The following is a 24,882-nucleotide window of genomic DNA, read 5'->3' as shown; positions in this document are numbered from 1 at the left end:
TCGCAGATACGAGGAGGCTCATCATGCCGCTCGAGCAAGAGAACTACCAGGCAATGCTCATCGACAAGCGAGACAACGGCGTCGCTGTCGTCACGTTGAATCGCCCAGAGCGACTCAATGCGGTCAACGGCCAGATGCACCACGAGATGGCGACGTTCACTCGCGATGCGCAGACCGACGACGACGTGAAGGTCGTCGTGCTCGGGGGCTCGGGCCGTGCGTTCTGCGCGGGCGGCGACTTCAGCGACGCCAGCGGACCGGCGGTCAGCTTCGAGGAGGGGCGCCAGATCGTCGACCACCTCCTAGAGCTGCGCAAGCCGATCATCTCGGCTGTGCAGGGCTATGCCATGGGTCTCGGTGCGAACATCGCTCTGCTGTGCGACGTTGTGGTGGCGGGGCACAGCTCGGTGTTCGCGGACACGCACGTGAACATGGGTATCGGCGCCGGAGATGGCGGCCAGGTCATCTGGCCGCTGCTCATGGGTGTCAACCGGGCCAAGTGGTACCTGATGACCGGCGAGCGGGTCACCGGACCGATGCTCTACGACATGGGCCTCGTCAATTTCCTGGTGGACGACGACGCAATCCTCGACACAGCGCTCGAAAAGGCCTCGCAGCTCGCTGCCGGGCCGCAGAAGGCAATCAGCGCCTCCAAGGTGCCGATCAACAACTGGATCCGGCAAATGTCGGCCCAGATCCTGCCGCTGTCGCTCAGCCTCGAAGGTGAGACCTTCCACAGCGGCGACGCCCGCGAAGCCCAGCGAGCATTCGTGGAAAAGCGCCCTGCGAAATTCGACTAACCACTAGCAGGAACGCAGAAGGCAACCGGGGGGCATGGCGGTCACAACTGTCAGCGATGACGACGAAAGCGCAAGTGCCGGCTCCGGCGAGGGCGCCGCCTCGAACCGGACCGCGCGTTTGCTGCGGCCGCTCGCTGGCGTCGCTGTGCCTGCAATCGCGACGTTGGCCGCCTTGATCGTCGGCGCCGTGATGCTGCTCGCAGTGGGCGCCAACCCGCTCGTCGGCTACGGAAAGCTCATCACCGGTGCATTCGGCAGCGCCGACAATCTCGCTGACACCGCGGTACGGGCGATGCCGCTCGCACTGGTGGGCGTCGGAATCTGCATCGCGTTCCGCACCGACGTCATCAACATCGGCGGCGAGGGTCAGATCATCCTCGGCGCCATTGCCGCGACTTCAACGTCGATGGCCTTCGAAGACCTGCCGAGAGTGTTCCTTGTGCCGCTTGTGCTCGTCGCGGGTGCTGTGGGCGGCGGATTCTGGGGGGCGATTCCCGGTGCGCTGAAGGCCTACGCGGGCGTCAACGAGATTCTCTCCACGATCATGATGAACATCGTCGCGGCGCACTTGCTGAGCTTCTTGTTGCAGGACCTGTTGATCGAACCGAACGACATCAGAATCCAGCAGACCCGCCGTCTCAGCGCGAATGCCGACCTGCCGCTGCTACCAGGCGGCACTCGCCTGCACGTCGGCGTGCTGATCGCGATGCTGGTGGCGGTAGCCGGCTACTTCCTGCTCTTCCGCAGCGCACTCGGCCTGCGCTTGCGTTCCGTGGGGCACAATCCGGACGCTTCCCAATATGCCGGCATGGCAGTCAAGCGCAGCATCACGCAAGCGCTGGCGTTCAGCGGGGCCTGTTGCGGGATCGCCGGGGCGGTGCTGGTGTTCGGCAGCGAATCGCATCGCCTCATCGGCGAGGGGGGCGCTGCGGCGTTCACCCAGAATGCAGGCTTCAACGGCATCGTGGCTGCGCTCTTCGGCGGTTTGCATCCACTGTTCACCGTCCCCGCATCGTTCCTGTTCGGGGGAATGCTCACTGGAGGCAGTGATCTCCAGCGCGCCCTGCAGGTGCCGGCGGCGCTGGTGGTCGCGCTCAACGGCGTCGTGGTGGTGTTTGTCGTCGGCAGCCTTCGGCTGCGCGATCGGCTGCGCCGCTGGGCTGGCGAGGAAGCCAGCTACGGAGGCAGGGCGTGAGCGATTTCTTCACTGCCACCGTGCTGGTCGCCACACTCGCGTCGGGCATCCGGCTGGCAACGCCGTTCCTGTTCGCGGCCTTGGGCGAGACCATCGGCCAACGCTCCGGAGTGCTGAACCTCGGCGTCGAAGGCGTGATGCTCATCGGCGCGTATGCCGCGTACATCACCGCACTGCGAACCGGCAGTTCGCTGGCCGGCGTCCTCGCAGCGCTGGCGGCCGGTGCCGCAATGGGCATCGTGTACGCATTCATCACTGTGGTGATGCATGCCACGCAAGGCATCAGCGGCATTGGCATCTTCTTGTTCGGTCTGGGCTTCACGGATCTGCTGTTCCGCACGCAGGTAGGCACGCCGGTCCCCATCGACGGGCTCGGCTCCGCGCGGATTCCTGGCCTAGCGGATCTGCCGGTAGTCGGGGAAGTGCTGTTCGAACACAGTGTGCTGACCTACGTGGCGTTCGCGCTGGTCCCCGTCGTGTGGTTTGTGGTGAACCGGACGACCTTCGGCTTGAACATCCGCGCCGTCGGCGAGACGCCCGAAGCAGCCGACACGCTCGGAGTACGCGTGAACGTCGTGCGCACCTGGGCCATCATCATTGGCAATATGATGGCAGGCCTTGCTGGCGGCACGTTGGCCCTCGACGTTGGCATCTTCCAGCAGAACCTCACATCTGGCCAGGGCTTCATCGCCGTGGCGCTGGTGTATTTCGGGGCCTGGCGGTCGAGCGGTGTGATGGCTGGGGCGCTGTTGTTCGGCGTCGTGTCGTCCACAGTGCTGCAGCTCAAGACGCTCGGAATCATCGTGGGAGCGACTTCGACAATCGCTGCAATGGCTCCCGCAGTGCTCACTATCGTGGTCCTCGTCTTGGTGAGCCGCCGCATCGGAGCACCGGCCGCCTTGACCGTGCCGTTCGAACGCGACGGGTAGAGGCCCAGCGGGAGAAATGCGCCCGGATATCGCCGTGACACGCCCGACACACGCACGAAATCCGATGTTGACTGCGGGCGGCATCACTGGTGCCGAGGTTGCCCTAGCATCGCGGGGCAGTCGGAGGCCGCGGTCTGCCGCGGATAGCGCCCACGGGGCGCTGCTTCTGGCCGGAACAGTCTGGGAGGACTACATGCCTGTATGCACCGCGCCGAAGGGCGCTCGGAAAATTCGAGGACGTCGCCGCTTGCCAACGATGCTGACGGCACTCCTCGCGCTCGTCCTGCTGGCTGCAGGCTGCACCAGTACCGACGAGGCCGCTGAATTCTCGCCGACCACTGAGCAAGCGGTTTCGCCGCCGACGACCGAGGAAACTGCCGCGCCGCCGACGACCGAGGAAATGGAGCCGCTGCGAATCGCCATTGTGGCGCCGAGTGCCAGTAACGACCTTGCGTTCACTCAGAGCATGGTCGACGCGGTGAACGCTGTCGGAGCGACCCGCGAGATCGAGGTCGCGGTCACCGACGGCACCTTCATCGTGGAGGAGGCGGCCGCGGCGATCCGGGGCTACGCAGAAGAGGGCTTCCACCTGGTGATCGCCCATGGCAGCCAATACGGCGGCCCACTCGGGGAGATCGCTCCGGACTTCCCGGACACGTCCTTCGCCTGGGGCACTGCTGCGGACTACATGGGCCTCGACAACGTGTTCGCCTACACGGTGCGTTCCGATGAGGGCGGCTATGTGGCGGGCACTGTCGCGGCGGGGATCACTGCGTCCGGCGTGATCGGCGTCATCGGCCCGATCCCGGTCGGCGACGCGAAGCTCTACGTCGACGGCTTCGCCGCTGGCGTTGCTGCAACAGACTCGTCGATCCAGACCAACATCGTGTACACCGACTCGTTCAGCGACGTGGCACTCGCCGCAGAAGCGGCCGAGGCTCATATCTCCAACGGCGCTGACGTGCTGACGGGCTCTGCGCAAATGGTGGTTGGCGCCACCGGCGTCGCCAAGGAAAAGGGCGTCGCTTGGTTCGGCACACAGGCCAACCAGACGGCGCTTGGTGAAGACATCGTCGTGGCGTCGCAGGTGTACCACTGGGAGGCATTGCTCGCGGACATGATCGACAAGATCGAAGCGGGCACCCTTGGTGGTGAAGTGATGATCGCCACGCTGGCCAATGGCGGCATCGTGATCGAATTCAACGACGCCTACGGCCTCGACAGCGCGATCCGCGCTGCGGCCGAAGCGGTCGCCGAAGGCATCGCCGACGGTTCGATCTCAACTGGCATCAAGTAGGCAGCTCCTTCTGGCTGCGGGAGCTCGGCGAAGTGCACGAACCTGTGACGCACGACCGTCGATGAACCCGTGGCACAGAAAATGAACCAACCGGACGGCACGTCGGCTGCCGGGGCCTCGGCATCGAGCCAGGCCCCGGCGCCGCCGATGTTGGAGATGCGCGGCATCACGAAGCGGTTTCCGGGCGTCGTCGCCAACGAGGACGTCGATCTTGTGGTTCAGCCGGGGCACGTGCACACGCTGCTCGGCGAGAACGGCGCTGGAAAGAGCACGCTCGTCAAGATCCTGTACGGGCTCTACCGACCCGATGAGGGCACCGTCTCCATTCAGGGCAAGCGAATCGAGGTGACCTCGCCGGCGGACGCCATTCGCCACGGCATCGGCATGATCCACCAGCACTTCATGCTGGTCCCGACGCTCACCGTCGCCGAGAACGTTGCGCTGGGATTACGTGGGCGGCGCGGCCTCGCCGACGTGGGGCCGGTGCGCCGGCGCGTTGTTGAGGTCTCCGAGCAGCACGGCCTCTCGATCGATCCCGATGCGTACATCTGGCAGCTTGCGGTCGGCGAGCGCCAACGAGCCGAGATCCTCAAGGCGCTGTACCGCGACGCTCGGCTGCTGGTGCTCGATGAGCCCACAGCGGTCCTCACACCGCCCGAGGTCACCGATCTGTTCGCCACGCTGCGGTCGCTGACCGACGAGGGACGCGGCCTCATTTTCATCTCCCACAAGCTGGCCGAGGTCATGGAGATCTCTGATGAGATCACGGTGCTGCGGGACGGCCGCGTCGTCGGTCGCACGACACCAGACCAGACGTCCCGGGAAGGTCTGGCCTCGATGATGGTGGGCCGGGAGGTGCGGATGGGACGCGAGGTGCCGCCCCAGCCGACCGGCGACGACCGCCTGGTCGTGAACGGGCTGCGCGTCCGCGGCGACAGAGGCAACGTCGCGCTTCACGACTTCTCGGTTCGGGTCGCCGGCGGCGAGATCGTCGGGATTGCCGGCGTGTCAGGAAACGGGCAGCGAGAGTTGGCCGAGGCGATCTTCGGGCTGCGGCCCGCAGAATCTGGATCGATCGAGGTCGGCGGTGTGCCGGTCGACACGCCATCGCCGAAGCATGTGCGGCGCCGAGGCGTGGCGTTCGTTCCCGAGGAGCGCATGCGACACGGTGCAGTGGGGGAGCTGACCGTCTCGGAAAACCTGATGCTCGTCGAGTACGAGCATCGGCCCTATGTGCGCGCCGGACTCCTGCAGTTCCGCGCTATCGCGGAGCGCTGCCGGGACCTTGTGAAGCGATTCGCTGTCAAGACGCCGTCGATCGCCACGCAGACCTCGCACCTCTCGGGCGGCAACATCCAAAAAGTCGTGATCGCTCGGGAATTCTCCTCGGACGCCGAGGTGCTGATCGTCGCGCAGCCCACACGCGGCATCGACATCGGCGCAGCCGAGTACGTCCACGAGCGCTTGCTCGCCAAGCGTGCCGCCGGCGCCGCGATCCTGCTCATCAGCGAGGATCTCGACGAGGCCATGCAGCTCTCGGATCGCATTGTCGTGCTGTTCCAGGGGCGTGCCATGTGCGACCTGCCGCGCTCGGAGGCCACGGCGGACCGAATCGGGCTGCTGATGACCGGCGTCCGCAACGACAAGCTGGCATCGGTTTAGCGCCTGCCTGAGTTGCAGATCAGCGCGGGGCGATCCGGCAGGTGCCGTCGTGGTGCAGCACAACCTGCACCGGCAGGCCGAGCCGCAGGTCTGCGAGGTCGATCCCGTCAGCCTGGGCGGTGATGCGCACGCCCTCGTCCAGTTCGGCGATGACCGCTGCGTAGGGAACATCGTCCGCGAAGCCGGGGTGCAGGGACCGGTGCGTCACGGTCCAGGTGTAGATGCGGCCGTGCCTGCTGGAGGGCTCCCAGGCCCACGCGGTCGAGCCGCAGGCGTTGCACGCCTCGCGCGGCATGTGCCTCCACTTGCCGCATTCCCCACAGCGCTGGAATCGCAATTCACCCTGCCGGCAGAACGCGAAGAACTCGCCCCAGAGGCCTTCACCACGCGGCGGCGGCTTGGCGCTGTCGCCATCGGACTCAGCCGAGGACTTGGCCGCGCCAGCAGAGTCACTCATCGTCGAGTTCACCTGCGCAGGATCGCGGCGGAGCCCTCGGCGAAGTTGCCCCAGCCGGTCACGAGCCCGACTTCGCAGCCGTCCACCTGCAAGTCGGCTTCGTGGCGCAGCTGGCGCACGGCTTCGACGACGTGGTTGAGGCTCTCGACGTGCGCCTCGGAGTGCAGGCCGCCGTGGGTGTTGATCGGCAGCTCGCCGTCTATTCGCAGACGGCCGCCGCTCACGTAGTCGCCCACCTCGCCAGTGCCGCACAGTCCCAGCGCCTCGAGCTGAAGCAGCACGACGTAGGTGAAGCAGTCGTAGATCTGGGCGAAATCCAGATCGGCCAGCGTGACGTCGGCCATGGCAAAGGCCCGAGGCGCAGCGCGGGCAAGCCCGATGTCGGCGATGTCGGCGCGGCTTTCGAACTCGTCGGCTGGGTACGGATGGCCTTCGGCGACACCGTTGATGTACACGGGTGTGTGCGGCAGGTCTCGTGCGCGTTCGGCGGAGGTCACCACGACAGCGCATGCGCCGTCGGTTTCCAGGCAGCAGTCGAACATCCGCAGTGGCGAGGAGATCATCGGCGACGCGAGGTAGTCCTCAAGCGTCAGCGGCCGCCCACGCATGTATGCCTTGGGGTTGGACTGAGCGTTTGATCTGCTCAAAAGCGCGATCTCTGCGGTGTGCTCGGGTGTGATCCCGTACAACTCACTGTGGCGTGTTGCAAGCCAGCTGTAGAACTGCACGGGAGCGAAGACGCCCATCGGCGCGTATGCGTTCAGAACCGCCGCGCTCATGGTGTCGTCGCCGGTCACAGGCTCCGCGCTCGATGCAGCGACGGTTTCGGATCCGCCGTCGGGGCCTCGGCTGATGCGCGTCTCGGAGTAACCGTTCCAGCCGTAGGGGATGAGCACTGCCGACGCAACGCCCGTGGTGACGGCCATCGCTGCGCTCTGGAGCGCGGCGACGGGATTAGCGCCTCCGTGATGCAGCGACACCGAGTACGTGAGGTTGTCCATGCCGATGGTGGCTGCCAGGGCCTCGCTGAACACCTTGTTCCCGGAAAGCACCAATCCGCCGACGTCGCTGGGAACCAGCCCGGCGTCGGCCGTCGCACGCTGGCAGGCCTCGGCCACCTGGCTGAGCACTGTTCGGCCCGAGCCCCGCACGAATGCGGTCTCGCCGACACCGACGATGCAGGATTGGTCCATCATCGCGTCGCTCAGATGATGAACGCCATGTTCGGCAACGCCGAGGTGGAGTTGACGAGCTCGACCTTCTTCGCAGCGATGCGCAGGCCCTCGTCGGTGCGGCGCAGGCGATGTGTGGTGCGACCCACCCAGATACGCATGTCGTTGGTTGCCTGTACGGCGTGTTCGTACAGGACGAAGTTGCTGCCCACTTCGTACTCGTCGCCGTCGCCGTTGTCGCCGGGATGGACGGCGAGGATCTGAATGTTCGAAATGACGCGCCGCATGGACGACTTCGGTACCTGTGAGTAGCGCCGTCCGCTCATCAACTGCTGGATCCGGGTTCTCAGCCGGTTGCGATTGTCATTGAGGAAGCTCACCCGGGAGCCCGGCTCGTAGTCACCGGCCCCGAACGGCACCCAGTAGTGAATGTCGTCGGTGACCAGCGCCACCCAGTCTTGGTACCGGGACTCATCCGCGAGCACAGCCTCGTGGTAGAGGAATTCCTCGATCTCGCGCCGCGTGGCCTCGTCGACGGCTGGCATCGTCGCTGATCAGCCTTGACCGTTGCCCGACGATCCGTTGGGCGGGGCTGCGCCATTCCCCTCGGCAGGTCCCGACGTCGCCGATCCGGACATGACGCAGCGGTAGTGATGCCAGAAACCGCGACTGGTGGTCTCGTCAGTGACATCGCCCCAGCGCTGGCCGCCGCCGCTCTGCTCACGATCGATACCGCGGCCAAGCTCGACCCAGCCGCGTTCGGTGTGCCCATGGGGGTCCGTGGCACCGCCGACATCGAACGCCCGGTGCATCCGTTCGGCGATGACCACGTCCTCTGGAAGGAAGAACGACGCTGGCCCCATCGCCGCCTCGGACTGCAGGACCACCCGCCGGTTGATGCCGGGGTCAGAGGTCTCCACCAACAGCGGTGTGTGATGGTGCTCCGTCAGCCCGGGTGCCAGCGGGTCGATCCGCGCGATGTTCATCTCGCCGAGAAAAAGGTTGGGGAACACGAAGGCGTGCGGCGGCCCGTCCCACATGATCGACTTCGCCTTCTCAACGCCGTAGGCGTCCTCGAGATCGTCGCAATAGGCACTGACCTTGCCGCGGGGTGCTCCGAGCCATGCCAACTCGGTGGTGTAGCTCTTGCGAAAATCCAGCTCGACGTGACCGCCGCCGTAGTCGCGAGCCACCGACTTCGTCCGCCCTTCGCCTTCGAGGATGACGTCTTCGTACTGGCTTCCGGCCAGCAGCGACGACGCCAGCGACTCGTGGGCGAAGATGATGTGGTAGCCGTCGTTGTCGCTCTCGGGCCACATCTTCCAATTGGAATCGACCCGCTGTCCGATCCAGCCGCCGTTGAGCTGCAGCCGGCCGGTGGGCGACATATCTGCCGCACGATCGAGCAGGTCGCTGCCTCCGGGACCGAGGTGCTCGCTCAGCGGCCCGGCGGTGCCGCTCTGGTTTGCGAACACGAATCCCCGGTAGATGCCGATCTGGCCGGGCTGGTCGAGGCACACATCGGGCTTCCCGTTTCGGAATCCTTGCGGGAACGGCGCTCCCAGCAGCGTTCCGTCGAGGGCGTAGGTCCATGCGTGGTATGGGCAGCGGAAGTTGCGATTGTTGCCTTCCGATTGGGGACACAGGGTCGTGCCCCGGTGCGCGCATCGGTTCGCTACGACGCTGATCTCGCCCTCGGGCGTGCGAGCCATCAGCACTCGTTCACTGCCGAGCCGTCGAGCAACCCAGTCGCCGCCATTGGGAATCTCGGACTCGTGGCCCACGAATACCCAGCCGTCGGTGAAAATGCGCTTCATCTCGTCAGCGAAGACGGCCGGGTCGGTGTACAGGCTTCCGTGCACGCGGTAGTCCTGCACCAGGTGCGTGTAGTCCTTGCCGGTGCCAACGATCGGCGTCTCGGCGGCTAACACCATCACGTTCGAGACTACTCCTGCCCGTCCGATGGCGTCAGAAGCGGGCTGAGGGTGCGGCTAGATGATGAACGCCAGGTTCGGCAGCGGCGAGGTGGAATTCACAAGCTCCACCTTCTTGGCTGCCATGCGCAAGCCATCGGATGTGTGCCGCAGGCGGTGCGTCACCCGTCCCGCCCACAGCCGTAGGTGGCCCGTGGCCTGCACCGCATGCTCATACAGCACGAAGTTGCTGCCGACCTCGAACTCGTTGCCGTCGGCGCTGAGGATCTCGATGTTCGAAACGACCCGGCGCATCGACGACGGAGGATCCTGGGCGTGGTGGACGCCGGTTGCGAGTTGGCGGATGCGGGTGCCGAGGCGAGCCCGGTTGTCGTTGATGTAGCTGACTCGGGTGCCGGGTTCATAGTTGCCGGGACCGAATGGCACCCAATAGTGCATGTCGTCAGTGACCAGCGCTTCCCACTCGTCGTAGCGGGACTCGTCGGCGAGGCGCGCCTCGCGATAGACGAACGCTTCGATGTCGCGGCGCGTTGCCTCGTCGACACGCTCCATAGCGGCAGTTCAGTCTCCGTTGGCGGGACTGTTCACGATGTCATTGGCCATGACGTCGCGGTAGTGGTGCCAGAAGCCGCGGTTGGTGGTCTCGTCGGTGATGTCGCTCCACCGCTGCCCGTCTTCTGTGTGCTCACGCTCGAGGCCCCGGCTGAGGTCGATCCATCCGCCGTCACTGACGACGGCTCCTTCGAAGGCGCGGTGCATGCGCTCGGCGATCACCGCGTCGTCGGTGAGGAAGAACGATGCGGGACCCATCGCTGCTTCGGACTGCAGCACGAGCCGCCGGTTCACGCTCTCGTCGGTGCCTTCGACCAGCAGCGGCGTGTGGTGATGCACTGTGACGCCCGGCGCGATCGGCTCGATCCGGGCGATGTTCATCTCGGCGAGGAACAGGTTGGGGAACACCAGAGCGTGCGGCGGCCCGTCCCACAGGATGGATTTCGCTTTCTCGGGGCCGTAGGACTGCTCAAGAGCCTCGCAGTAGTCGGCGACCTTCTCGCGTGTCGTGCCGAGCCATGCCAGTTCGGAGGTGTAGCCGCGACGGAAGTCCAGTTCGATGTGACCCCCGTCGTAGGCACGTGTGGCCGATGCCGAGGCATCCTCACCGGTCATCACGATCTCGTCGTAGTACGTGTCGGGGACCGCCAGAGCCATCGAAGCGTGCGTGAAGTTGAGGTGGTAGCCGTCGTTGTCGCTCTCTGGCCACATCTTCCAGTTCGAGTCGATCCGCTGCCCGATCCAGCCGGCTCTCAAGCGGACCTTGCCCGTCGGCGACATGTTCGCCGTGCGGTCGATGAGGTCGGTGCCGCCTGCGCCCAAATGCTCGCTGAGCGGCCCGGCGGTGCCGCTGCGGTTGGCGAACACGAATCCCCGGTAGTCGTCCACTTGGCCGGGCCGATCCAGCCCCAGATCGGCGGTGTCCTTGTGGAAGCCCTTGGGTCCGGGGACACCTAGCAGCGTGCCGTCGAGGTCGTAGGTCCACCCGTGGTAGGGGCAGCGGAAGTTGCGGTTGTTGCCGTCGTTCTGCGGGCACAGGGTGGTGCCCCGGTGCGCGCACCGGTTCGCCACGACGCTGACGGCGTCATCACGGTTGCGCACCATCAGCACCGGCTCGGTGCCCAGTCGCCGAGAAACCCAGTCGCCAATGTTCGGCACCTCGGACTCGTGGCCCACAAACACCCAGCCGTCGGTGAAGATGCGCGCCATCTCGTCGGCGAACACCGCCGGATCGGTGTAGAGGCTGCCGTGAATGCGGTCGTCCTGCACGAGATGCCGGTAGTCGTTCGTTGCAGGCGAACTCTGCACTGTCAGTGCCATCAACGCCCCTCCGTCGCTGACAGCAGACGCTAGGCGGTCACGTCGGGTAGTCGCTGATACGAGTTAGATGCCGGGGGAGCGGTACCCGTCGTTGCGCCACAGGATCGGGAAGTGCTTCTCGTCCATCTCGTCGTCGGTGAGGCGGGCGTAGCGGGAGTAGATAGGTCCGTTGCCTTCGCCGAAGCCGTCCCGGTTGAACCGGGCTTCGCTGGTGGCGCAGTGCAGCACGAGGGCCCGGCGATGGCGATCGGAATTGTTCGGCCCCGAGCCGTGCCAAGCCCAGCCGTGATGGAATGACCCGCCTCCCGCGGTCACTTCCACCGGTGCGATGTCCAACTCGACGCCTGCGGCCTCGGCGGCTGCCGCGACCGGAGCCCGGTAGTCGTCGGGGGCATGAAACTCCCCGAACAGGTCGCCTGCAGTCGGCCAGCCGTGTGAGCCACGTGCTATCTCCAGGGTGCCGCCACCGGCCACGGTGTCGTCCAACGCAATCCAGCACGAGAACATCTCGGTCGGCGTGTACCAGGACAGGTATGCGTTGTCGCGGTGGAACCCCAGTGACCGGGCTCCGGGCGGCTTCCACAGCGCGTTGTCCTGGACGATGCGGGCACCGGGCCAGCCAGCCAGCTCGGCGACGGCTTCGCCCAGGCGCGCGTCGAGCACCGTCGATGCGATCAGCCGATCCGCCTTCCAGCCATTGCAGATCTGGCGCGTCAGGGTCGGATCGCTGCGGTCGCTGAGCCAGTTGACCTCGTCTGGGGAGATGCCGGTCTCGAAATCGCCCCGAAAAAGCCGCTCGAATCTCTCCTTGAGCGGTTCGATCAGGTCCGCGTCGATCAGCGAGTCGACCGTGACGAAGCCGTCGGCTTCGAACAACTCCACGTCGCCTGCGGCGAGCATGAAGCCAAGTTAGTTGGGTGCGCTTCGGTCATCGGGAGTGCTCAATCTCCATCTGGAGCACGCTGGCAGCCCCAAAGAGCCACGCGGCTACCCTCGCGGCCAAGGTCGCCGAGTGCAGTCAACGCACGGCAAACGGACCGAGACGACATGAACGCGAGCGATCTTCAGTCGAACGAGCATCGAAGCTGATGGCTGAGCCGGCCTTCGCACCGGGCACTCCCGCCTACCAAGCGATCGTCGATCACGCGCTGATGACGACCCGGGGCGTCCGCCAACGCCTCGACTTCGACCGGGAGGTCGATGATCAATTAATCCTCGACTGCATCGATGTCGCCGAGCAGGCACCGACCGGAGGCAACAACGGCAGCCGTCGGTGGATGATCATCAGAGATCAACAGACCAAGGATCGGCTGGCCGAGCTCTACCTGTCGGCCGGGGTCGAGTGGGTGATCGAGACGGCGAAGCGGCTCGAGGGCAGCGGCCACCAGAACGAACGACTGATGACCGGTGCCCGTCATCTCGGTGAGAACATTGCCAGGACGCCGGCGCTCGTCATTCCCACGATTCTCGGACGCCATGACGGGAGCGGAAGGCCTGGGCTGTTCGATTCGGTGATCCAGTCGGCTTGGAGCTTCATGGTCGCGCTCCGAAGCCGAGGCCTGGGGACGGTGTGGACCACGATGTACCTCAACGAAGCGCCGGCGGTCGCCGAGCTGCTGGAATTGCCGGACCACGTGACCCAGATTTGCCTCTTCCCGGTGGCCTACACGATCGGCACCGACTTCAAGCCGACGTCGCGACGCTACCCAGCCCCCGACATCGCCTACTTCGATCGCTATGGACGCACCAAGACGCAGAGCGGACCAGGTGTCGTCGATGAGATCGACCTCAAGGCCAAGCCCGACGCGGTTCGGGCCGCCATCGAATCGCTCGACTCGCCATCCGACCACTGGCGATTCGACATCGAGCAGGTACCCGGGGGAAGTCGGTTGCGCCTGCACGCGCCGGTCGGTCCTGGCGGCGATCCATCGACGGCGTTGGCCGAAGTGCGACGCACGCTGGACACTCTGGCTCAGCGGCTCGAAATGTCCTAGGACATTCTCTGTGTCTGATGTACCGGATGGCTTACGCCATCCGCTGTTTCTGATGTTCCGTATGACTTACGCCATACGCAGATTCTGATGCTCAGGATGTCTTACGACATCCTGAAGTCGGGATCGTGGCGGCGGAGTTCGCGGCGGGCGATGGTCATCTTGTGGACCTCGTCGGGGCCGTCCGCAATCCGCAGTGTGCGCATGTGGGCGTACATCTCGGCCAGCGGGAAGAACTGGGTAACGCCGCCAGCACCGTGTACCTGAATGGCGCGGTCAATGACCTTCAGCGCCATGTTGGGCACGGCCACCTTGATGCCGGAGATCTCCTGAGCCGCAGCCTTGTTGCCGATGGTGTCCATGAGGTGCGCCACGTGCAGCACGTACTCGCGGGCCTGGTCGATCTCGATGCGAGCCTCAGCGATCCAGTCCTGGATCAGGCCCTGCTGGGCGACGGGCTTGCCGAAGGTCTCGCGCTCGAGCGCTCGGCGACACATGTACTCCAGCGCCCGCTCGGCCACGCCGATCGAGCGCATGCAGTGGTGGATGCGGCCCGGGCCCAGACGGGCCTGGCTGATGGCGAAGCCCTCGCCGTCGCCGCCCAGAATGTGATCTTCGGGCACGCGAACGTTCTCGTACACCAGCTCTGGGTGACCGCCCCGGTCGTGGTAGCCGAACACCAGCGGGTCACGTCCCACCGAGACGCCCTCGGCATGGCGCGGCACCACGATCATGGACTGTTGGCGATGGCGCGGGCCGTCAGGGTCGTTCTTGCCCATCACGATCAGCACTTGGCACTCGGGCCGCAGCGCATTCGATGAGAACCACTTGCGACCGTTGAGCACATACTCGTTGCCGTCGCGGTCGATCCGCAGCCGGATGTTGGAAGCGTCAGAGCTGGCGACCTCGGGCTCGGTCATCGAGAACGTAGACCGGAACTCACCCTCGAGCAGCGGGGCCAGATACTGCTGCTTGACCCGCTCCGAGCCGTACAGGTTCAATATCTCCATGTTGCCGGTGTCGGGCGCAGAGCAATTCAGCGCTTCGGAGCTGAACGTCACCTTGCCGAGCTGTTCGGAGATCGGCGAGTAGTCCAGGTTCGACAGCTTGGTGCCGGGCGCCTGCGGGTCGAGGTGCGGAATGAACAGGTTCCACAGGCCCCGCTCACGCGCAGCGGCCTTGAGCTTCTCCATGATCGCCGGCGTGGCGTGGACATCTCCCGCCGCAGCGAGCTCTGCGTATTGCTCGTGGTACTCCTGCTCGTTGGGATAGATGTGGTCGTCCATGAACGACTGCACGGCCTGTTGTGTCTCGAGGCCTTTGTCGGTGTAGGCGTGCGCCATCTGTTCACTCCTGTCGTGCGTGTGCGATTCGCGCCCAGAAAGTAGCGGGCCGTCGTGTGCCATGAAGCTAGCCCGTGGCTGTACGGACTTTCAGGGCCGCGTTTCGCGGGGTTGGCCGGTTCAGACCGCCGCCGGCTCAGACTGCGCCGATTCAGACTGCGCCGATTCAGACCGCCGATGGCTCAGACGTGAGTGCCGACTCCACCGTCGATCGTCAAGCAGGTGCCGTTTACATAGTTGGCGGCACTGCTGGCCAGGAACACCACGCCCGAGGCGACTTCTGCGGGGCTGCCGTAGCGCCCCAGGGGCACCCCGGTGGAGTTGCGGGCGAAGATGGCCTCGGCATCGGTGTTGTTCGCCTCGGCAATCTCGTTGGCCGCACGTTCCCACATGTCGGTACGGATGAGCCCGGGGATGACTGTGTTGGTGAGCACGTTGTCGGCGCCGTACTTGCCCGCCAGCGCCTTGGCGGTGGCAACCATGGCTGCCTTGGTGGCGGCGTAGTCGATGAGCGCAGCATTGGGGGAGAAGGCGGCGCCGGTCGCAATCATGATGACCCGACCCCATTTCTGCTTGCGCATATGCGGCAGGCAGAACCGGGTGCAACGCACCGCCGACATCAAGTTGAGCTGATGCAAGTCGGCCCAGTCGTCGTCGGACATGTACAGGAAGTTACGCGACGGCGACGCCCCGACGTTGTTGACGAGGATGTCACCAAGTCCCACGTCGGCCGCGGCGGCTTCCAGGAACGCCTGCGTGGACTCGGCGTCGGCCATGTCCGCGGTGTAGCCCCGCACCGAGCCCGATCCTGACGGCGGCGCGTACGCAGCCAAGGCATCCACCGCCTCGGCGCCACGGGCACAGAACGCCACGGCGGCGCCGTGGTCGGCGAGCAGTCTCACCGAAGCCTCGCCGATGCCCTTGCTGGCACCGGTGACGAGTGCCACCCGTCCTGACAGGTCTAAGTTCAGCATCGGTTCCTCCTCGAATACTGATAGTCCGTTTTCTGGTCCACTGTCGGATTGCTCGATGGCACTGTCGGATTGCCCGATGGCACTGTCGCCGGCCCGATGCCTCAGTCGGCAGCGGCCAGGGCTGCCTCGCCCGGCTCAGCAGCGATTCCGCCCTCGCTTGACGCAGCATCGAGGTCGACCACGCCAGCCTTGATGCGCGGGATCAGCTCGCGCCCGAAATCGACAGCGTCGTTGAACGGGTCGAAGCCACGAATCAGCACGTAGGCCACGTCGCTTGTCCCCCCGCCCGCGGGTATCCCGAGCCGGTAGTAGCGCAGGATCGAGTCGGCCACCTGCTCTGGCGTGCCGACCAGGCACGAGGTGTTGCCAGGAGCTCCGGTCGCCTCAGCAATCTTGAGCCACAGCCGCTCGTCATGGGTGTCGGCGGCCGCAGCATGCGCCAGCATCCGCTCGCCGCCGCGGTCGTAGGGCTTGCCCCGGTGACTGCCTGCAACGGTCAGTTTGTCCGTGCCGGCGGCTTCGATGCCCCCGAGGATGCGGTGTGCACGGTCCCACGCTTCGCCTTCGGTGGCACCCAGGATGGGCCGCACGCTGATCGAGAACTGAGGCGTGTGTCCGTATGCGGCAGCCCTGGCGCGGAAATCGTCGAATCGCGCCGCCGTAGCGGCCCTCGGCTCGGCGTACACGGCATAGACGTCACAGCGGCGGGCACCCATCTCGAGCGCCTCGACCGACGATCCGCCGAAGAACACAGGAGGCGACGGCTGCTGCAGCGGCCTGACATCGGGGCGCACGTCGCTGAAGCGGTAGTAGTCGCCCTCGTAGTCGAACGGCTCAGATGACGTCCACGTCAGGCGCATCACCTCGAGGTACTCGTCGGCTCGGGCATAGCGATCGGCCTTCGGCAGGTAGTCGCCGTCGCGCTGATTGTCCTTGTCGCTGGCCCCGGCGATGATGTGCAGCGCAAAGCGGCCGCCACTGAGCTGGTCGAACGTGGCGGCCTTGCGAGCAGCCAGCGTGGGGGCGACGAAGCCCGGCCGGTGTGCGACGAGGTAACCGAGCCGCTCGGTGACCGAGGCGGCGTGGGTTGCCACCGACCAACCGTCGGCCGACGTCGAGGTGTAGCCCACCAGCACCAAGTCGAAGCCGGCCTCATCGTGGGCCTTGCTGAAATCTTCGAGGAATTGGCGGGAAAGCCCGCCCTCAATGACATGCACCGTCGAATCATCCTTGGGCGGCGACACGCCAATCATCCCGATCACCGACAACGGCACGCCACCACGGTACGCGCCCGGAATCCGGTGCGCCGCGGGAAACGGCTGAAATAGGAGACCAGCCCCGTCGAACGGCGAAGAACCGGGCACGGGATCGGCAACTGCGCATACCATCGCAGCCAAGTCGGATCGGCGGGTTGCGGGGGCTGTTCGTCGTCGGGGGGCGGAGGAAGCCGTGACTGAACGACCGCCGGTTGCTGACTGGACGACCGACTTCGATCACTTGAGCGAGGAGTGGGCTGCGAAGAGCCCGGAGATCCTGGCTGAATTGCGTGAGCGGTGTCCGGTCGCTCAGACTGAGCGATTCTGGGGGGCGTACCTCGTGAGCCGCCACACCGATGTGGTCAGGGCCGCCCGAGATACCGACACGTTTTCGAGCCGCATCACGATCATCAACGACAATCATCCCGACAACATCGGCTTGAAGCTGCCGCCGATCACGCTCGATCCACCTGAGCACGGACCGATCCGACGTGCCTTGTTGCCGTCGTTCAGCCCGAAAGCCACCGATGAGCTGGAGCCCACGGTCCTCGAGATGGCGAATCGCATTCTCGAGGCCACCGCAGGGCGCGAGATCGTCGACGGAGCGCTCGAATATTCCCAGCTTCTGCCCGTGGAGGTCATGGGCTACCTGTTCGGCGTCTCGCCTGAGGTCGGGCCGAGCTTTCGCCGCTGGGTCTCCGCGATAGTCCGAGATGGGCTCGCCGATCTCGATGTCGCACGGGTCGCCGCACGTGAGGTCCAGGAATTCTTCGCGGCACAGCTACGTGACCGAGCCGCATTGGGCGACAAGGCCCCCGACGATCTCGTTACCACTGTGCTGAATGCCCAAGTCGAATCGCCCGACGGCGGATCTCGACCCTTCAGCGAGATCGAGCGCATCGGGTCGCTGATCATCATGATGCTCGGCGGGATCGACACCACGTGGTCATCGTTGGGTTCGATGCTGTTGCATCTCGGCACGCACCCCGAGGACCTTGCGCAGCTGACTGCACATCCGGGATTGATTCCGAGTGCGGTGGAGGAATTCCTGCGGCTGTACAGCCCGGTCACGATTGCGCGCTACATCACCGAGGACGCCGAAGTTGCCGGCTGTCCCGTGGGTGAGGGGCGACGAGTGCTGCTGTCCTACCCGTCGGCGAACCGGGATCCCGGGCACTTCGACCGCCCCGACGAACTGGTTCTCGACCGTGAAGACAACCGCCACATGGCGTTCGGCGTGGGCGTGCACCGTTGCTTGGGATCGAATCTGGCCCGCATGGAGCTCCGAGTCGGCTTGAGTACCTGGCTGGAGCGCTACCCGTGCTTCGAGCTCGCTGTCGACCCTGAAGAGGTCACGTTCTCGGTTGGACCTGTGCGCGGCCCCCGAAGCGTGCCCCTTCGCATCCTGAACTGACCAGAGCCCCGGGGTTCTGGCCCCTGAGTTGGCTGGCTTATCGGGCATCGGTTCACTGGTCGCGCATATCATCGGAGCCGATTCGGAGTGACGAATGGCGGGAGCCATTGGTCTGAGGGAAGCTGGGTTGCCGTGGCAGAACGACCGCGAGTCGCGGACTGGAAGACCGACTTCGACCACCTGAGCGACGAGTGGGCTGCGAAGAGCCCGGAGATCTTGGCCGAACTGCGCGAGGAGTGCCCGGTTGCCCAGACGGAGCGGTTCTGGGGGGCCTACCTCGTGAGCCGCCATGCCGACATCGTGGACACCGCCAGAGACACCGAGACGTTCTCGAACCGCATCACCGTCATCAACGACAACCATCCCGACAACATCGGTCTGGAATTACCCCCCATCACGCTGGACCCGCCCGAGCACGGCCCGATCCGTCGGGCGCTGCTGCCGTCATTCAGCCCAGGAGCCACTGACGAGCTTGAGCCGACGGTGGTCGCCATGGCTGAGCAGTTGCTCGACGCCACCGAAGGCCGGGACGTGGTCGACGGGGCCATCGACTACGCGCAGCTGTTGCCGATCGACATCATGGGATACCTGTTCGGCGTGTCTCCGGAGATGGGGCCGAGCTTCCGGCGCTGGGCCGATGCCATGCTGAAGGAGGGCTTGGGCGACCTGGAGATCGCACGGACCGCGTCTCGAGAGGTGCAGGAGTTCTTCGCCAGCCAGCTGCGCGAGCGCGAAGAGCAGGGCGAGGACGCCCCCGACGACCTCGTCTCCACGGTGCTTCGCGCGGAGGCCGAACTGCCTGACGGGAACTCCCGGCCATTCGGCCGCAAGGAGCGCATCGGGGCGCTGTTTGTGCTGATGCTCGGCGGGATCGACACGACCTGGTCATCGTTGGGCTCGATGCTGTTCCATCTCGGAACCCATTCCGACGACCTGGAACGCCTAGTGGCCGACCCCGACCTCATGCCCAGCGCTGTCGAGGAGTTCCTGCGTTTCTACAGCCCGGCCACGATCGCCCGATACATCACCGACGATGCCGAGATCGCGGGATGTCCGGTCTCAGGCGGGAAACGGTTGCTGCTCTCCTACCCGTCGGCGAATCGCGATCCTGACTACTTCGACCAGCCTGACGAGTTCATCATGGATCGCGAGGACAACCGCCACATGGCGTTTGGGGTCGGCGTCCATCGCTGCCTGGGCTCGAACTTGGCCCGGATGGAACTGCGAGTCGGTCTCAACGCCTGGCTGGAGCGCTACCCGCGCTTCGAACTGGCTGTCGAGCCCGACGAGGTCATGTGGTCAGTCGGGCCGATTCGCGGGCCACGCAGCATCCCGCTGCGCATCCTGAACTGAACAGGCGAAGGACTGAGCTGATGAGATTCGGAGCTGTCCTGCCGACCTGCGAGATCGGAACCGACCCGATCGCCCTGCGCGACTGGGCCCAAGCAGCCGAGTCGCTGGGCTACTCGCACATCGTCACCTACGACCATGTGCTCGGCGCCGAACATTCCGGGCGGGAGCCGGCGTTCTGGGGTCCCTACACCGAGCGGGACGATTTCCACGAGCCATTCGTGCTCTTCGGCTACTTGGCGGGGGTCACCAGCACGATCGAGTTCGAGACCGGCATCATCATCCTTCCGCAGCGGCAGGCGGCACTGGTGGCCAAGCAGGCGGCCGAGGTGGATCTGCTGTCGGGCGGGCGCTTCCGGCTGGGCGTGGGCTCGGGCTGGAACTATGTCGAATACAAGTCGCTTGGCGCCGACTGGGAACGGCGGGGCGCACTGCTCGACGATCAGATCGCCGTCATCCGTGCACTGTGGGAGGACGACGTCATCGACTACACGAGCGAGTTTCACCGGATCGACCGGGCCGGCATCCGGCCGCGGCCGAACCGCCGCATCCCGATCTGGTTCGGCGGCTATACGCCTGCTGCTCTGCGACGAGCTGCCCGCCATGGGGACGGGTTCACCTTCGGCGACTCGGGGCCTGACACGGTGGCGCTTGCGGAGACGTTGCGAGAAATGCTCGCAGAGCAGGGTCGTGACCCAACGGACTTCGCTCTTGAAGCCGAGGCCAACTACGGCATTGGCCCGGATGGATGGACAGGCCTGGTGGACGAGGCCCGCAACGCTGGCTTCACGCACTTCTCCGTCAATTGCCAGAGCACCACATGCGAGTGGGGCGGCAACCCCGCTGCGAACCTCCAGAGCACCGCAGAGCAGATCGCGGCCCTGGAGCATTTCATCTCACTGACCTGACCCTTCCACAGGCGGCAACTCGCCGAAATGCTCATCTAGGGTCGCGCCAGCACACAGGGGAGGCCAATGGAACGCATCACGGTGTACCCGGCGACCCGCATCCACACCATGGACCCGGGCCGGCCCCATGGCAGTGCAGTTGCCGTCGCAGACGGGCGCATCGTGTCGGTCGGCTCGATGGAATCGATGCAGCCGTGGCTGCGGCGCTACCCCTTCGATGTCGACGACCGCTACGCCGGCAAAGTGATCCTTCCGGGCTTCATCGACCCGCACACCCACTTGCGGCTCAGCGGCACCTACATGGGGCTGCACTACGTCGGACCGATCGACTCGGCCTCGCCGACCGGGTTGCGCAAAGGGCTGCCGAGCCGAGACTCGGTGCTGCACCAGCTGCGGGTGCTGACGGCCGAGCACGCCGATCCCGGCGAGCCGCTGACCGCCTGGGGTTACGACCCCGCCAGCCAGGACGGCCACCTGGACCGCGACATGCTCGACGAGATCAGCGACACCGTGCCGATGTGGATCTGCGCGTATGCGCCGCACATCGTCTATGCAAACTCTCCGATGCTCGAATTGATCGGCGTCGACGACGACTCGATCGGCCACGGTCTGGGCCGCTATCCCGACGGCCGGCTGAACGGCTGGTTCGTGGAGACCGAGGCGACAGCTCGGGCCACACGCCCGGTGGCCGCCTCGGTCTACGGACCGGGAACTGGCCGTGCGGCCATCGATCGCATGGGTGCGGTTGCCCAAGCAGCCGGCATTACGACGACAGCGGACCTGCTGTGGGGCATGGCGGACGGTTTCGAGCCCGAGTGGGACGACCATGCAGCGGCCATCGCCGAGGGCACGTTCCCGCTGCGCATCTACATGATCCCCTTCGAGCCGAAGCTGGTGCGCACCTATGGCAGCGACATGCTCGATTTCCTCGCCTCGAAGCGAGCCGAGGGCGACGATCGGCTCAACACCCACGGTGTGAAGTACGTGAACGACGGCTCGTACCCGTCGATGACACTGGTGATGAATGCACCCGGCTACCTCGACGAAGACACCGCCTACACCGGCGAGGTGCCGTGGGAGGACATGGTCGAGCGGATGCGGCCGTTCTGGCAGGCGGGCGTGCAGATCCACTCCCACGCCAACGGCGACCGTACGGTCGACATGACGCTGGACACGCTCGCCGCGCTGCAGGCCGAGCACCCGCGCTTCGACCACCGTTTCACAATCGAGCACTACTGCATCTCGACGCCGGCGCAGGCGAAACGCCTGGCGGCACTGGGCGGGCTCGCCAGCGTGAACGTCTACTTCGTGCACTTCCGCGCGCAGCTCCACTCCGATCACGGATTCGGCCCCGATCGCAGCGAAGCCACAGCCCGGTTGGGCTCGCTGGAGCGCGCCGGCGCAACCTTTGCACTGCACAGCGATTTCAACCTGGTGGTCACTCCGCTGTCGCCGCTGCTAGCTGCCTGGTGCGCCGTGAATCGCGTCGGCGCCGACGGCGAGACCGTCATGGCGCCGGGGGAGAGGATCTCGGTAGACCGCGCGCTGCGTGCGATCACGATCGACGCAGCTCATGTGCTGGCTCGTGACGACTGGTTGGGCTCGATCGAGGCGGGCAAGCTCGCCGATTTCACCGTGCTCGACGACGATCCCTACGAGGTCGATCCGATGGCGCTGCGAGACATTGCCGTGTACGACACAGTGCTGGGAGGCGAGCCCGCTTCGTGAATTGATTCGGGCGGCGAATCCTGATTGCTGGAGGTCGAGTGTCCATCCTTTGAAGATCACCTCGACGGGCCCGTTCCTTGCCGGACGTTTACGGGAAGTGGGCCGTCGTGGCCGGCGCCTCGGAAGGGCTCGGCGCCGCGTTTGCCGTCCAGCTCGCTGAACGGGGCATGAGTCTGGTGCTGGTGGCGCGCCGCGCTCAGTTGTTGGCCGAACTCTCAGAACGGCTCACCTCCGAGTACGAGATCGAAGTCCGATGCGTGGTCCTGGATCTGGCCGATCCCGAGTTCACCGCAGCGCTCGCGGACGCTGTGGCTGGGCTGGACCTCGGGATCGTCGTCTACAACGCGGCGTTCACACCGGCGGGCCCGTTCCTGGAAGCCTCCGACGTGGAAATCGAACAGGCGGTGGACGTCAATGTGCGTGGGCCGCTGCTTGCCCTGCGGGCCTTGGTGCCGTCCATGGGCAGCAGGGGCAAGGGCGCTGTGGTGCTGATGTCATCGCTCTCGGGCCTGCAAGGGACGCCTCATATTTCCGTCTATGCGGCCAGCAAGGCGTTCAACCTCATTCTCGCTGAGGGGCTCTGGTACGAACTGCGGTCGCACGGTATCGACATTGTCGCCTGCTGTGCCGGCGCGATGCGCACCCCGGGATATATGAGATCGTTCGGCCGCGACGTGCCCGGCATGCTGGCTCCCGATGAGGCTGCACGCCGAACACTCGACGGGCTCGGCCGGGGACCGCGGCTGGTGCCGGGCCACCTCAACCGGATGACCGCTGTGCTCATGGGGCGCCTTCTTGCCCGGCGGACGGCGGTCCGGCTCATCGGCAGGAGCACGAGACATCTGACGTGACCAACCTCGTGGCGGGGTTCTTTGCGCCCTGGGCCGTGTTTGCGGTTGTCGGGGTGCTGCACCTGGTCCTGCCGGCACGCCGCGTGGCGGGGTATGTGCGCGCGATGCACACAGCGGCGAGCAACTGCGCTATCGACTCAACGGCCTGGCGGTGCTCGTGGTCACGCTGGGGATCTGGATCGCCGTCTGCGCCGGAGGCGTCATGTCGTGGGATTGGCTCTGGCGGCACCGCTGGGAGGGCGCTGCGGGTGCATTGACACTGGGCTTGCTGGCATCCGGCACGGTGGTACTGAGTGCGCCTTCAGGGGGAGACGGTCTGCTTGGCGAGCTCTATCTCGGACGCCGGGTCAACCCGCAGCTGTTCGACGGTGATCGCCATCTGTTGGCGAACGGTTTCTGAGGCCTCTCGCGTCACATCAATTACCTCGGCGAGATTCTGATGGCGACCGGCCTCTCGCTTGCCCTCGGCTTGCCCCAGGTAGTTGGTCCGTGGCTGTACCCGCTGTACTACGTAGCGCTGCTCGTCCCGCGGGAGCGCTCCGATGATCGGCGCTGCGCGGCAAAGTACGGCCAGCTGTGGGAGCAATACCGGGAAAGGGTGCCGTGGCGCATCGTGCCCCGGGTGTATTGAGGCCCTCCGCTCTCGAAATGCAGCCGGCACCGGGTTCGTGAGCTGCGGCGGCAAGGGATAATCGCCATCATGGGCATGAGCAGTCCTGCGGGGACCGGCGCGACGCAAGCTGACGTAGGACAGCTCGATGTTTCCTGGCAGGCCGCTATCGGGCAGATCGTCGCGGCCGGTCGGCCGACCGAGGATGCCGGTGAACAGGTCGTCGGGGTCACGGTGTTGACGGGTTTTCTCGGCAGTGGCAAGACCACGGTGCTGTGGCGGCTGCTGGCCGAGCCCGCTGGCCTGCGAATCGCTGCGGTCGTGAACGACATCGGGCCCGTGAACATCGATGCGATGGCAATTGACGGCCTGCCAGTCGCGTCACGAACGCCCGATCGGGTCGAACTCACCAATGGCTGTGCGTGCTGTGCCTTGGTGGACGACCTCGCCGAGACCTTGGAAGGCCTCGCCAGCGCGGGAACCAGCGACGCCATCGTGGTGGAGGCCAGCGGGATTGCCGATCCCGCCACGCTGGCAGCGGCAACCGAATCGGCAGTCGGTTGCGTGCTCGACGGGGTTGTGGCTGTTGTGGATGCGCAGCAGCTTGCATTCCAACTGGACGACCCCCGGCTCGCACCCGCCGTGCGACGCCAGATCGACGTGTCGCACTTGGTGGTGCTCTCGAAGGTCGATCAGGTGGACGACGAAATGGTTCAGTCCCTGACGCGCCGGATCGGCGAATTGGCGCCGGGTCGGATGGTCGTTCCCTCGGTTCACGGGCGTATCGATCCCCGCGTGCTGCTCGGCGCTGCACTGCGAGGAGCGACGTTTCGTGCCGATGCGGGTGAGCATCCGTTTGAGGTTGCGACTGCCGTTGTCAACCCGGCGGGACCATGGGAGATGACGAATGTCTCTCGCTGGTTTGAATCTCCGCCCGAGATACTGGTGCGGGCGAAGGGGTGGTTCAGCACTCCCGACGGTAGCTGCCACGAAGTTCAGGCGGTGGGGCGAAGCTGGCGCATCGAGTCTGCGAATGGCCCGCTCCTCCCGGTGATCGTGCTGATCGGCGAGTCCCCCGAAGTTGTCGACCGAGCGGCCGCTTCCCTGCGAAACCTCAGCTAGCCGGCCCGTTCAGCCAG

24 protein-coding genes are annotated in these 24,882 nt (G+C 65.6%); 14 read left to right on the top strand and 10 right to left on the bottom strand.

Annotated features, from left to right (window positions below; genetic code table 11):
- The first annotated feature begins 23 nt into the window (after positions 1–23).
- The 5 genes from ACQY5K_RS03870 to ACQY5K_RS03850 all read left to right on the top strand — a co-directional run bounded on the left by ACQY5K_RS03870 (position 24) and on the right by ACQY5K_RS03850 (position 5,883).
- Positions 24–800 carry an enoyl-CoA hydratase/isomerase family protein gene (locus tag ACQY5K_RS03870; RefSeq protein ID WP_428120229.1) on the top strand — a complete coding sequence of 259 codons (777 nt, stop codon included), beginning with the start codon at positions 24–26 and terminating at the stop codon, positions 798–800.
- Between the two features lie 34 nt (positions 801–834).
- Positions 835–1,995 carry an ABC transporter permease gene (locus ACQY5K_RS03865; RefSeq protein ID WP_428120228.1) on the top strand — a complete coding sequence of 387 codons (1,161 nt, stop codon included), beginning with the start codon at positions 835–837 and terminating at the stop codon, positions 1,993–1,995.
- Entirely contained in the window at positions 1,992–2,924 is a 933-nt protein-coding gene (locus ACQY5K_RS03860) for an ABC transporter permease (protein WP_428120226.1), read from the top strand. The genes ACQY5K_RS03865 and ACQY5K_RS03860 overlap by 4 nt, the downstream gene beginning before the upstream one ends.
- A 256-nt stretch (positions 2,925–3,180) precedes the next feature.
- On the top strand, positions 3,181–4,221 hold the full coding sequence (locus tag ACQY5K_RS03855) for a BMP family protein (protein WP_428120224.1): 1,041 nt from the start codon (positions 3,181–3,183) through the stop codon (positions 4,219–4,221).
- Positions 4,222–4,302: 81 nt separating this feature from the next.
- The gene (locus tag ACQY5K_RS03850) at positions 4,303–5,883 is read left to right on the top strand and encodes an ABC transporter ATP-binding protein (RefSeq protein WP_428120222.1); all 1,581 of its coding nucleotides are present in this window, start codon (positions 4,303–4,305) and stop codon (positions 5,881–5,883) included.
- 19 nt (positions 5,884–5,902) lie between these two features.
- On the opposite strand, the gene ACQY5K_RS03845 is transcribed toward ACQY5K_RS03850, so the two are convergent.
- From ACQY5K_RS03845 to ACQY5K_RS03815, 7 genes are all read right to left on the bottom strand, one after another.
- The gene (locus ACQY5K_RS03845) at positions 5,903–6,340 is read right to left on the bottom strand and encodes a Zn-ribbon domain-containing OB-fold protein (RefSeq protein WP_428120220.1); all 438 of its coding nucleotides are present in this window, start codon (positions 6,338–6,340) and stop codon (positions 5,903–5,905) included.
- Positions 6,341–6,348: 8 nt separating this feature from the next.
- The gene (locus tag ACQY5K_RS03840; RefSeq protein ID WP_428120218.1) at positions 6,349–7,536 is read right to left on the bottom strand and encodes a thiolase C-terminal domain-containing protein; all 1,188 of its coding nucleotides are present in this window, start codon (positions 7,534–7,536) and stop codon (positions 6,349–6,351) included.
- A gap of 8 nt (positions 7,537–7,544) precedes the next feature.
- Positions 7,545–8,057: an aromatic-ring-hydroxylating dioxygenase subunit beta gene (locus tag ACQY5K_RS03835; RefSeq protein WP_428120216.1), complete on the bottom strand. Its 513-nt coding sequence runs from the start codon at positions 8,055–8,057 to the stop codon at positions 7,545–7,547.
- Positions 8,058–8,066: 9 nt separating this feature from the next.
- Positions 8,067–9,446: an aromatic ring-hydroxylating oxygenase subunit alpha gene (locus ACQY5K_RS03830; RefSeq protein ID WP_428120214.1), complete on the bottom strand. Its 1,380-nt coding sequence runs from the start codon at positions 9,444–9,446 to the stop codon at positions 8,067–8,069.
- Positions 9,447–9,503: 57 nt separating this feature from the next.
- Positions 9,504–9,998, bottom strand: coding sequence for an aromatic-ring-hydroxylating dioxygenase subunit beta (locus tag ACQY5K_RS03825; RefSeq protein WP_428120213.1), 495 nt, complete (start codon positions 9,996–9,998; stop codon positions 9,504–9,506).
- 9 nt (positions 9,999–10,007) lie between these two features.
- Positions 10,008–11,318, bottom strand: coding sequence for an aromatic ring-hydroxylating oxygenase subunit alpha (locus tag ACQY5K_RS03820; RefSeq protein ID WP_428120211.1), 1,311 nt, complete (start codon positions 11,316–11,318; stop codon positions 10,008–10,010).
- Positions 11,319–11,381: 63 nt separating this feature from the next.
- Entirely contained in the window at positions 11,382–12,218 is an 837-nt protein-coding gene (locus tag ACQY5K_RS03815; RefSeq protein ID WP_428120209.1) for a phytanoyl-CoA dioxygenase family protein, read from the bottom strand.
- A gap of 188 nt (positions 12,219–12,406) precedes the next feature.
- Here ACQY5K_RS03815 and ACQY5K_RS03810 point away from each other — a divergent pair, with 188 nt between their 5' ends.
- Positions 12,407–13,312 carry a nitroreductase family protein gene (locus ACQY5K_RS03810; protein WP_428120207.1) on the top strand — a complete coding sequence of 302 codons (906 nt, stop codon included), beginning with the start codon at positions 12,407–12,409 and terminating at the stop codon, positions 13,310–13,312.
- Positions 13,313–13,413: 101 nt separating this feature from the next.
- On the opposite strand, the gene ACQY5K_RS03805 is transcribed toward ACQY5K_RS03810, so the two are convergent.
- The 3 genes from ACQY5K_RS03805 to ACQY5K_RS03795 all read right to left on the bottom strand — a co-directional run bounded on the left by ACQY5K_RS03805 (position 13,414) and on the right by ACQY5K_RS03795 (position 16,900).
- On the bottom strand, positions 13,414–14,652 hold the full coding sequence (locus ACQY5K_RS03805; protein WP_428120205.1) for an acyl-CoA dehydrogenase family protein: 1,239 nt from the start codon (positions 14,650–14,652) through the stop codon (positions 13,414–13,416).
- 182 nt (positions 14,653–14,834) lie between these two features.
- Positions 14,835–15,626 (bottom strand): SDR family NAD(P)-dependent oxidoreductase, encoded by a 792-nt coding sequence (locus tag ACQY5K_RS03800; RefSeq protein WP_428120203.1) that lies wholly within the window; start codon positions 15,624–15,626, stop codon positions 14,835–14,837.
- A 101-nt stretch (positions 15,627–15,727) separates the two neighbouring features.
- Complete coding sequence (locus tag ACQY5K_RS03795) at positions 15,728–16,900, bottom strand: LLM class flavin-dependent oxidoreductase (protein ID WP_428120201.1); 1,173 nt, start codon at positions 16,898–16,900, stop codon at positions 15,728–15,730.
- A 175-nt stretch (positions 16,901–17,075) separates the two neighbouring features.
- Here ACQY5K_RS03795 and ACQY5K_RS03790 point away from each other — a divergent pair, with 175 nt between their 5' ends.
- The 8 genes from ACQY5K_RS03790 to ACQY5K_RS03755 all read left to right on the top strand — a co-directional run bounded on the left by ACQY5K_RS03790 (position 17,076) and on the right by ACQY5K_RS03755 (position 24,865).
- Positions 17,076–18,296 carry a cytochrome P450 gene (locus ACQY5K_RS03790; protein ID WP_428120199.1) on the top strand — a complete coding sequence of 407 codons (1,221 nt, stop codon included), beginning with the start codon at positions 17,076–17,078 and terminating at the stop codon, positions 18,294–18,296.
- A gap of 132 nt (positions 18,297–18,428) precedes the next feature.
- Positions 18,429–19,649, top strand: coding sequence for a cytochrome P450 (locus ACQY5K_RS03785; RefSeq protein WP_428120197.1), 1,221 nt, complete (start codon positions 18,429–18,431; stop codon positions 19,647–19,649).
- 20 nt (positions 19,650–19,669) lie between these two features.
- A complete protein-coding gene (locus ACQY5K_RS03780) occupies positions 19,670–20,554 on the top strand; it encodes an LLM class F420-dependent oxidoreductase (RefSeq protein WP_428120195.1) in 885 nt (294 codons plus the stop codon).
- Positions 20,555–20,620: 66 nt separating this feature from the next.
- Positions 20,621–22,282 carry an amidohydrolase gene (locus ACQY5K_RS03775; protein WP_428120193.1) on the top strand — a complete coding sequence of 554 codons (1,662 nt, stop codon included), beginning with the start codon at positions 20,621–20,623 and terminating at the stop codon, positions 22,280–22,282.
- Between the two features lie 107 nt (positions 22,283–22,389).
- Complete coding sequence (locus tag ACQY5K_RS03770; protein WP_428120191.1) at positions 22,390–23,133, top strand: SDR family NAD(P)-dependent oxidoreductase; 744 nt, start codon at positions 22,390–22,392, stop codon at positions 23,131–23,133.
- A 151-nt stretch (positions 23,134–23,284) separates the two neighbouring features.
- Entirely contained in the window at positions 23,285–23,533 is a 249-nt protein-coding gene (locus ACQY5K_RS03765; protein ID WP_428120189.1) for a hypothetical protein, read from the top strand.
- 39 nt (positions 23,534–23,572) lie between these two features.
- Complete coding sequence (locus tag ACQY5K_RS03760; protein WP_428120187.1) at positions 23,573–23,764, top strand: hypothetical protein; 192 nt, start codon at positions 23,573–23,575, stop codon at positions 23,762–23,764.
- Between the two features lie 69 nt (positions 23,765–23,833).
- Entirely contained in the window at positions 23,834–24,865 is a 1,032-nt protein-coding gene (locus ACQY5K_RS03755; RefSeq protein WP_428120185.1) for a CobW family GTP-binding protein, read from the top strand.
- The last annotated feature ends 17 nt before the right edge of the window (positions 24,866–24,882 follow it).

Source organism: Candidatus Poriferisodalis sp. (genome assembly GCF_965262965.1).
GTDB lineage: Bacteria > Actinomycetota > Acidimicrobiia > Acidimicrobiales > Poriferisodalaceae > Poriferisodalis.
Note: the sequence above shows the minus strand (reverse complement) of the source record. Positions and strands in the feature narration are given on the sequence as shown.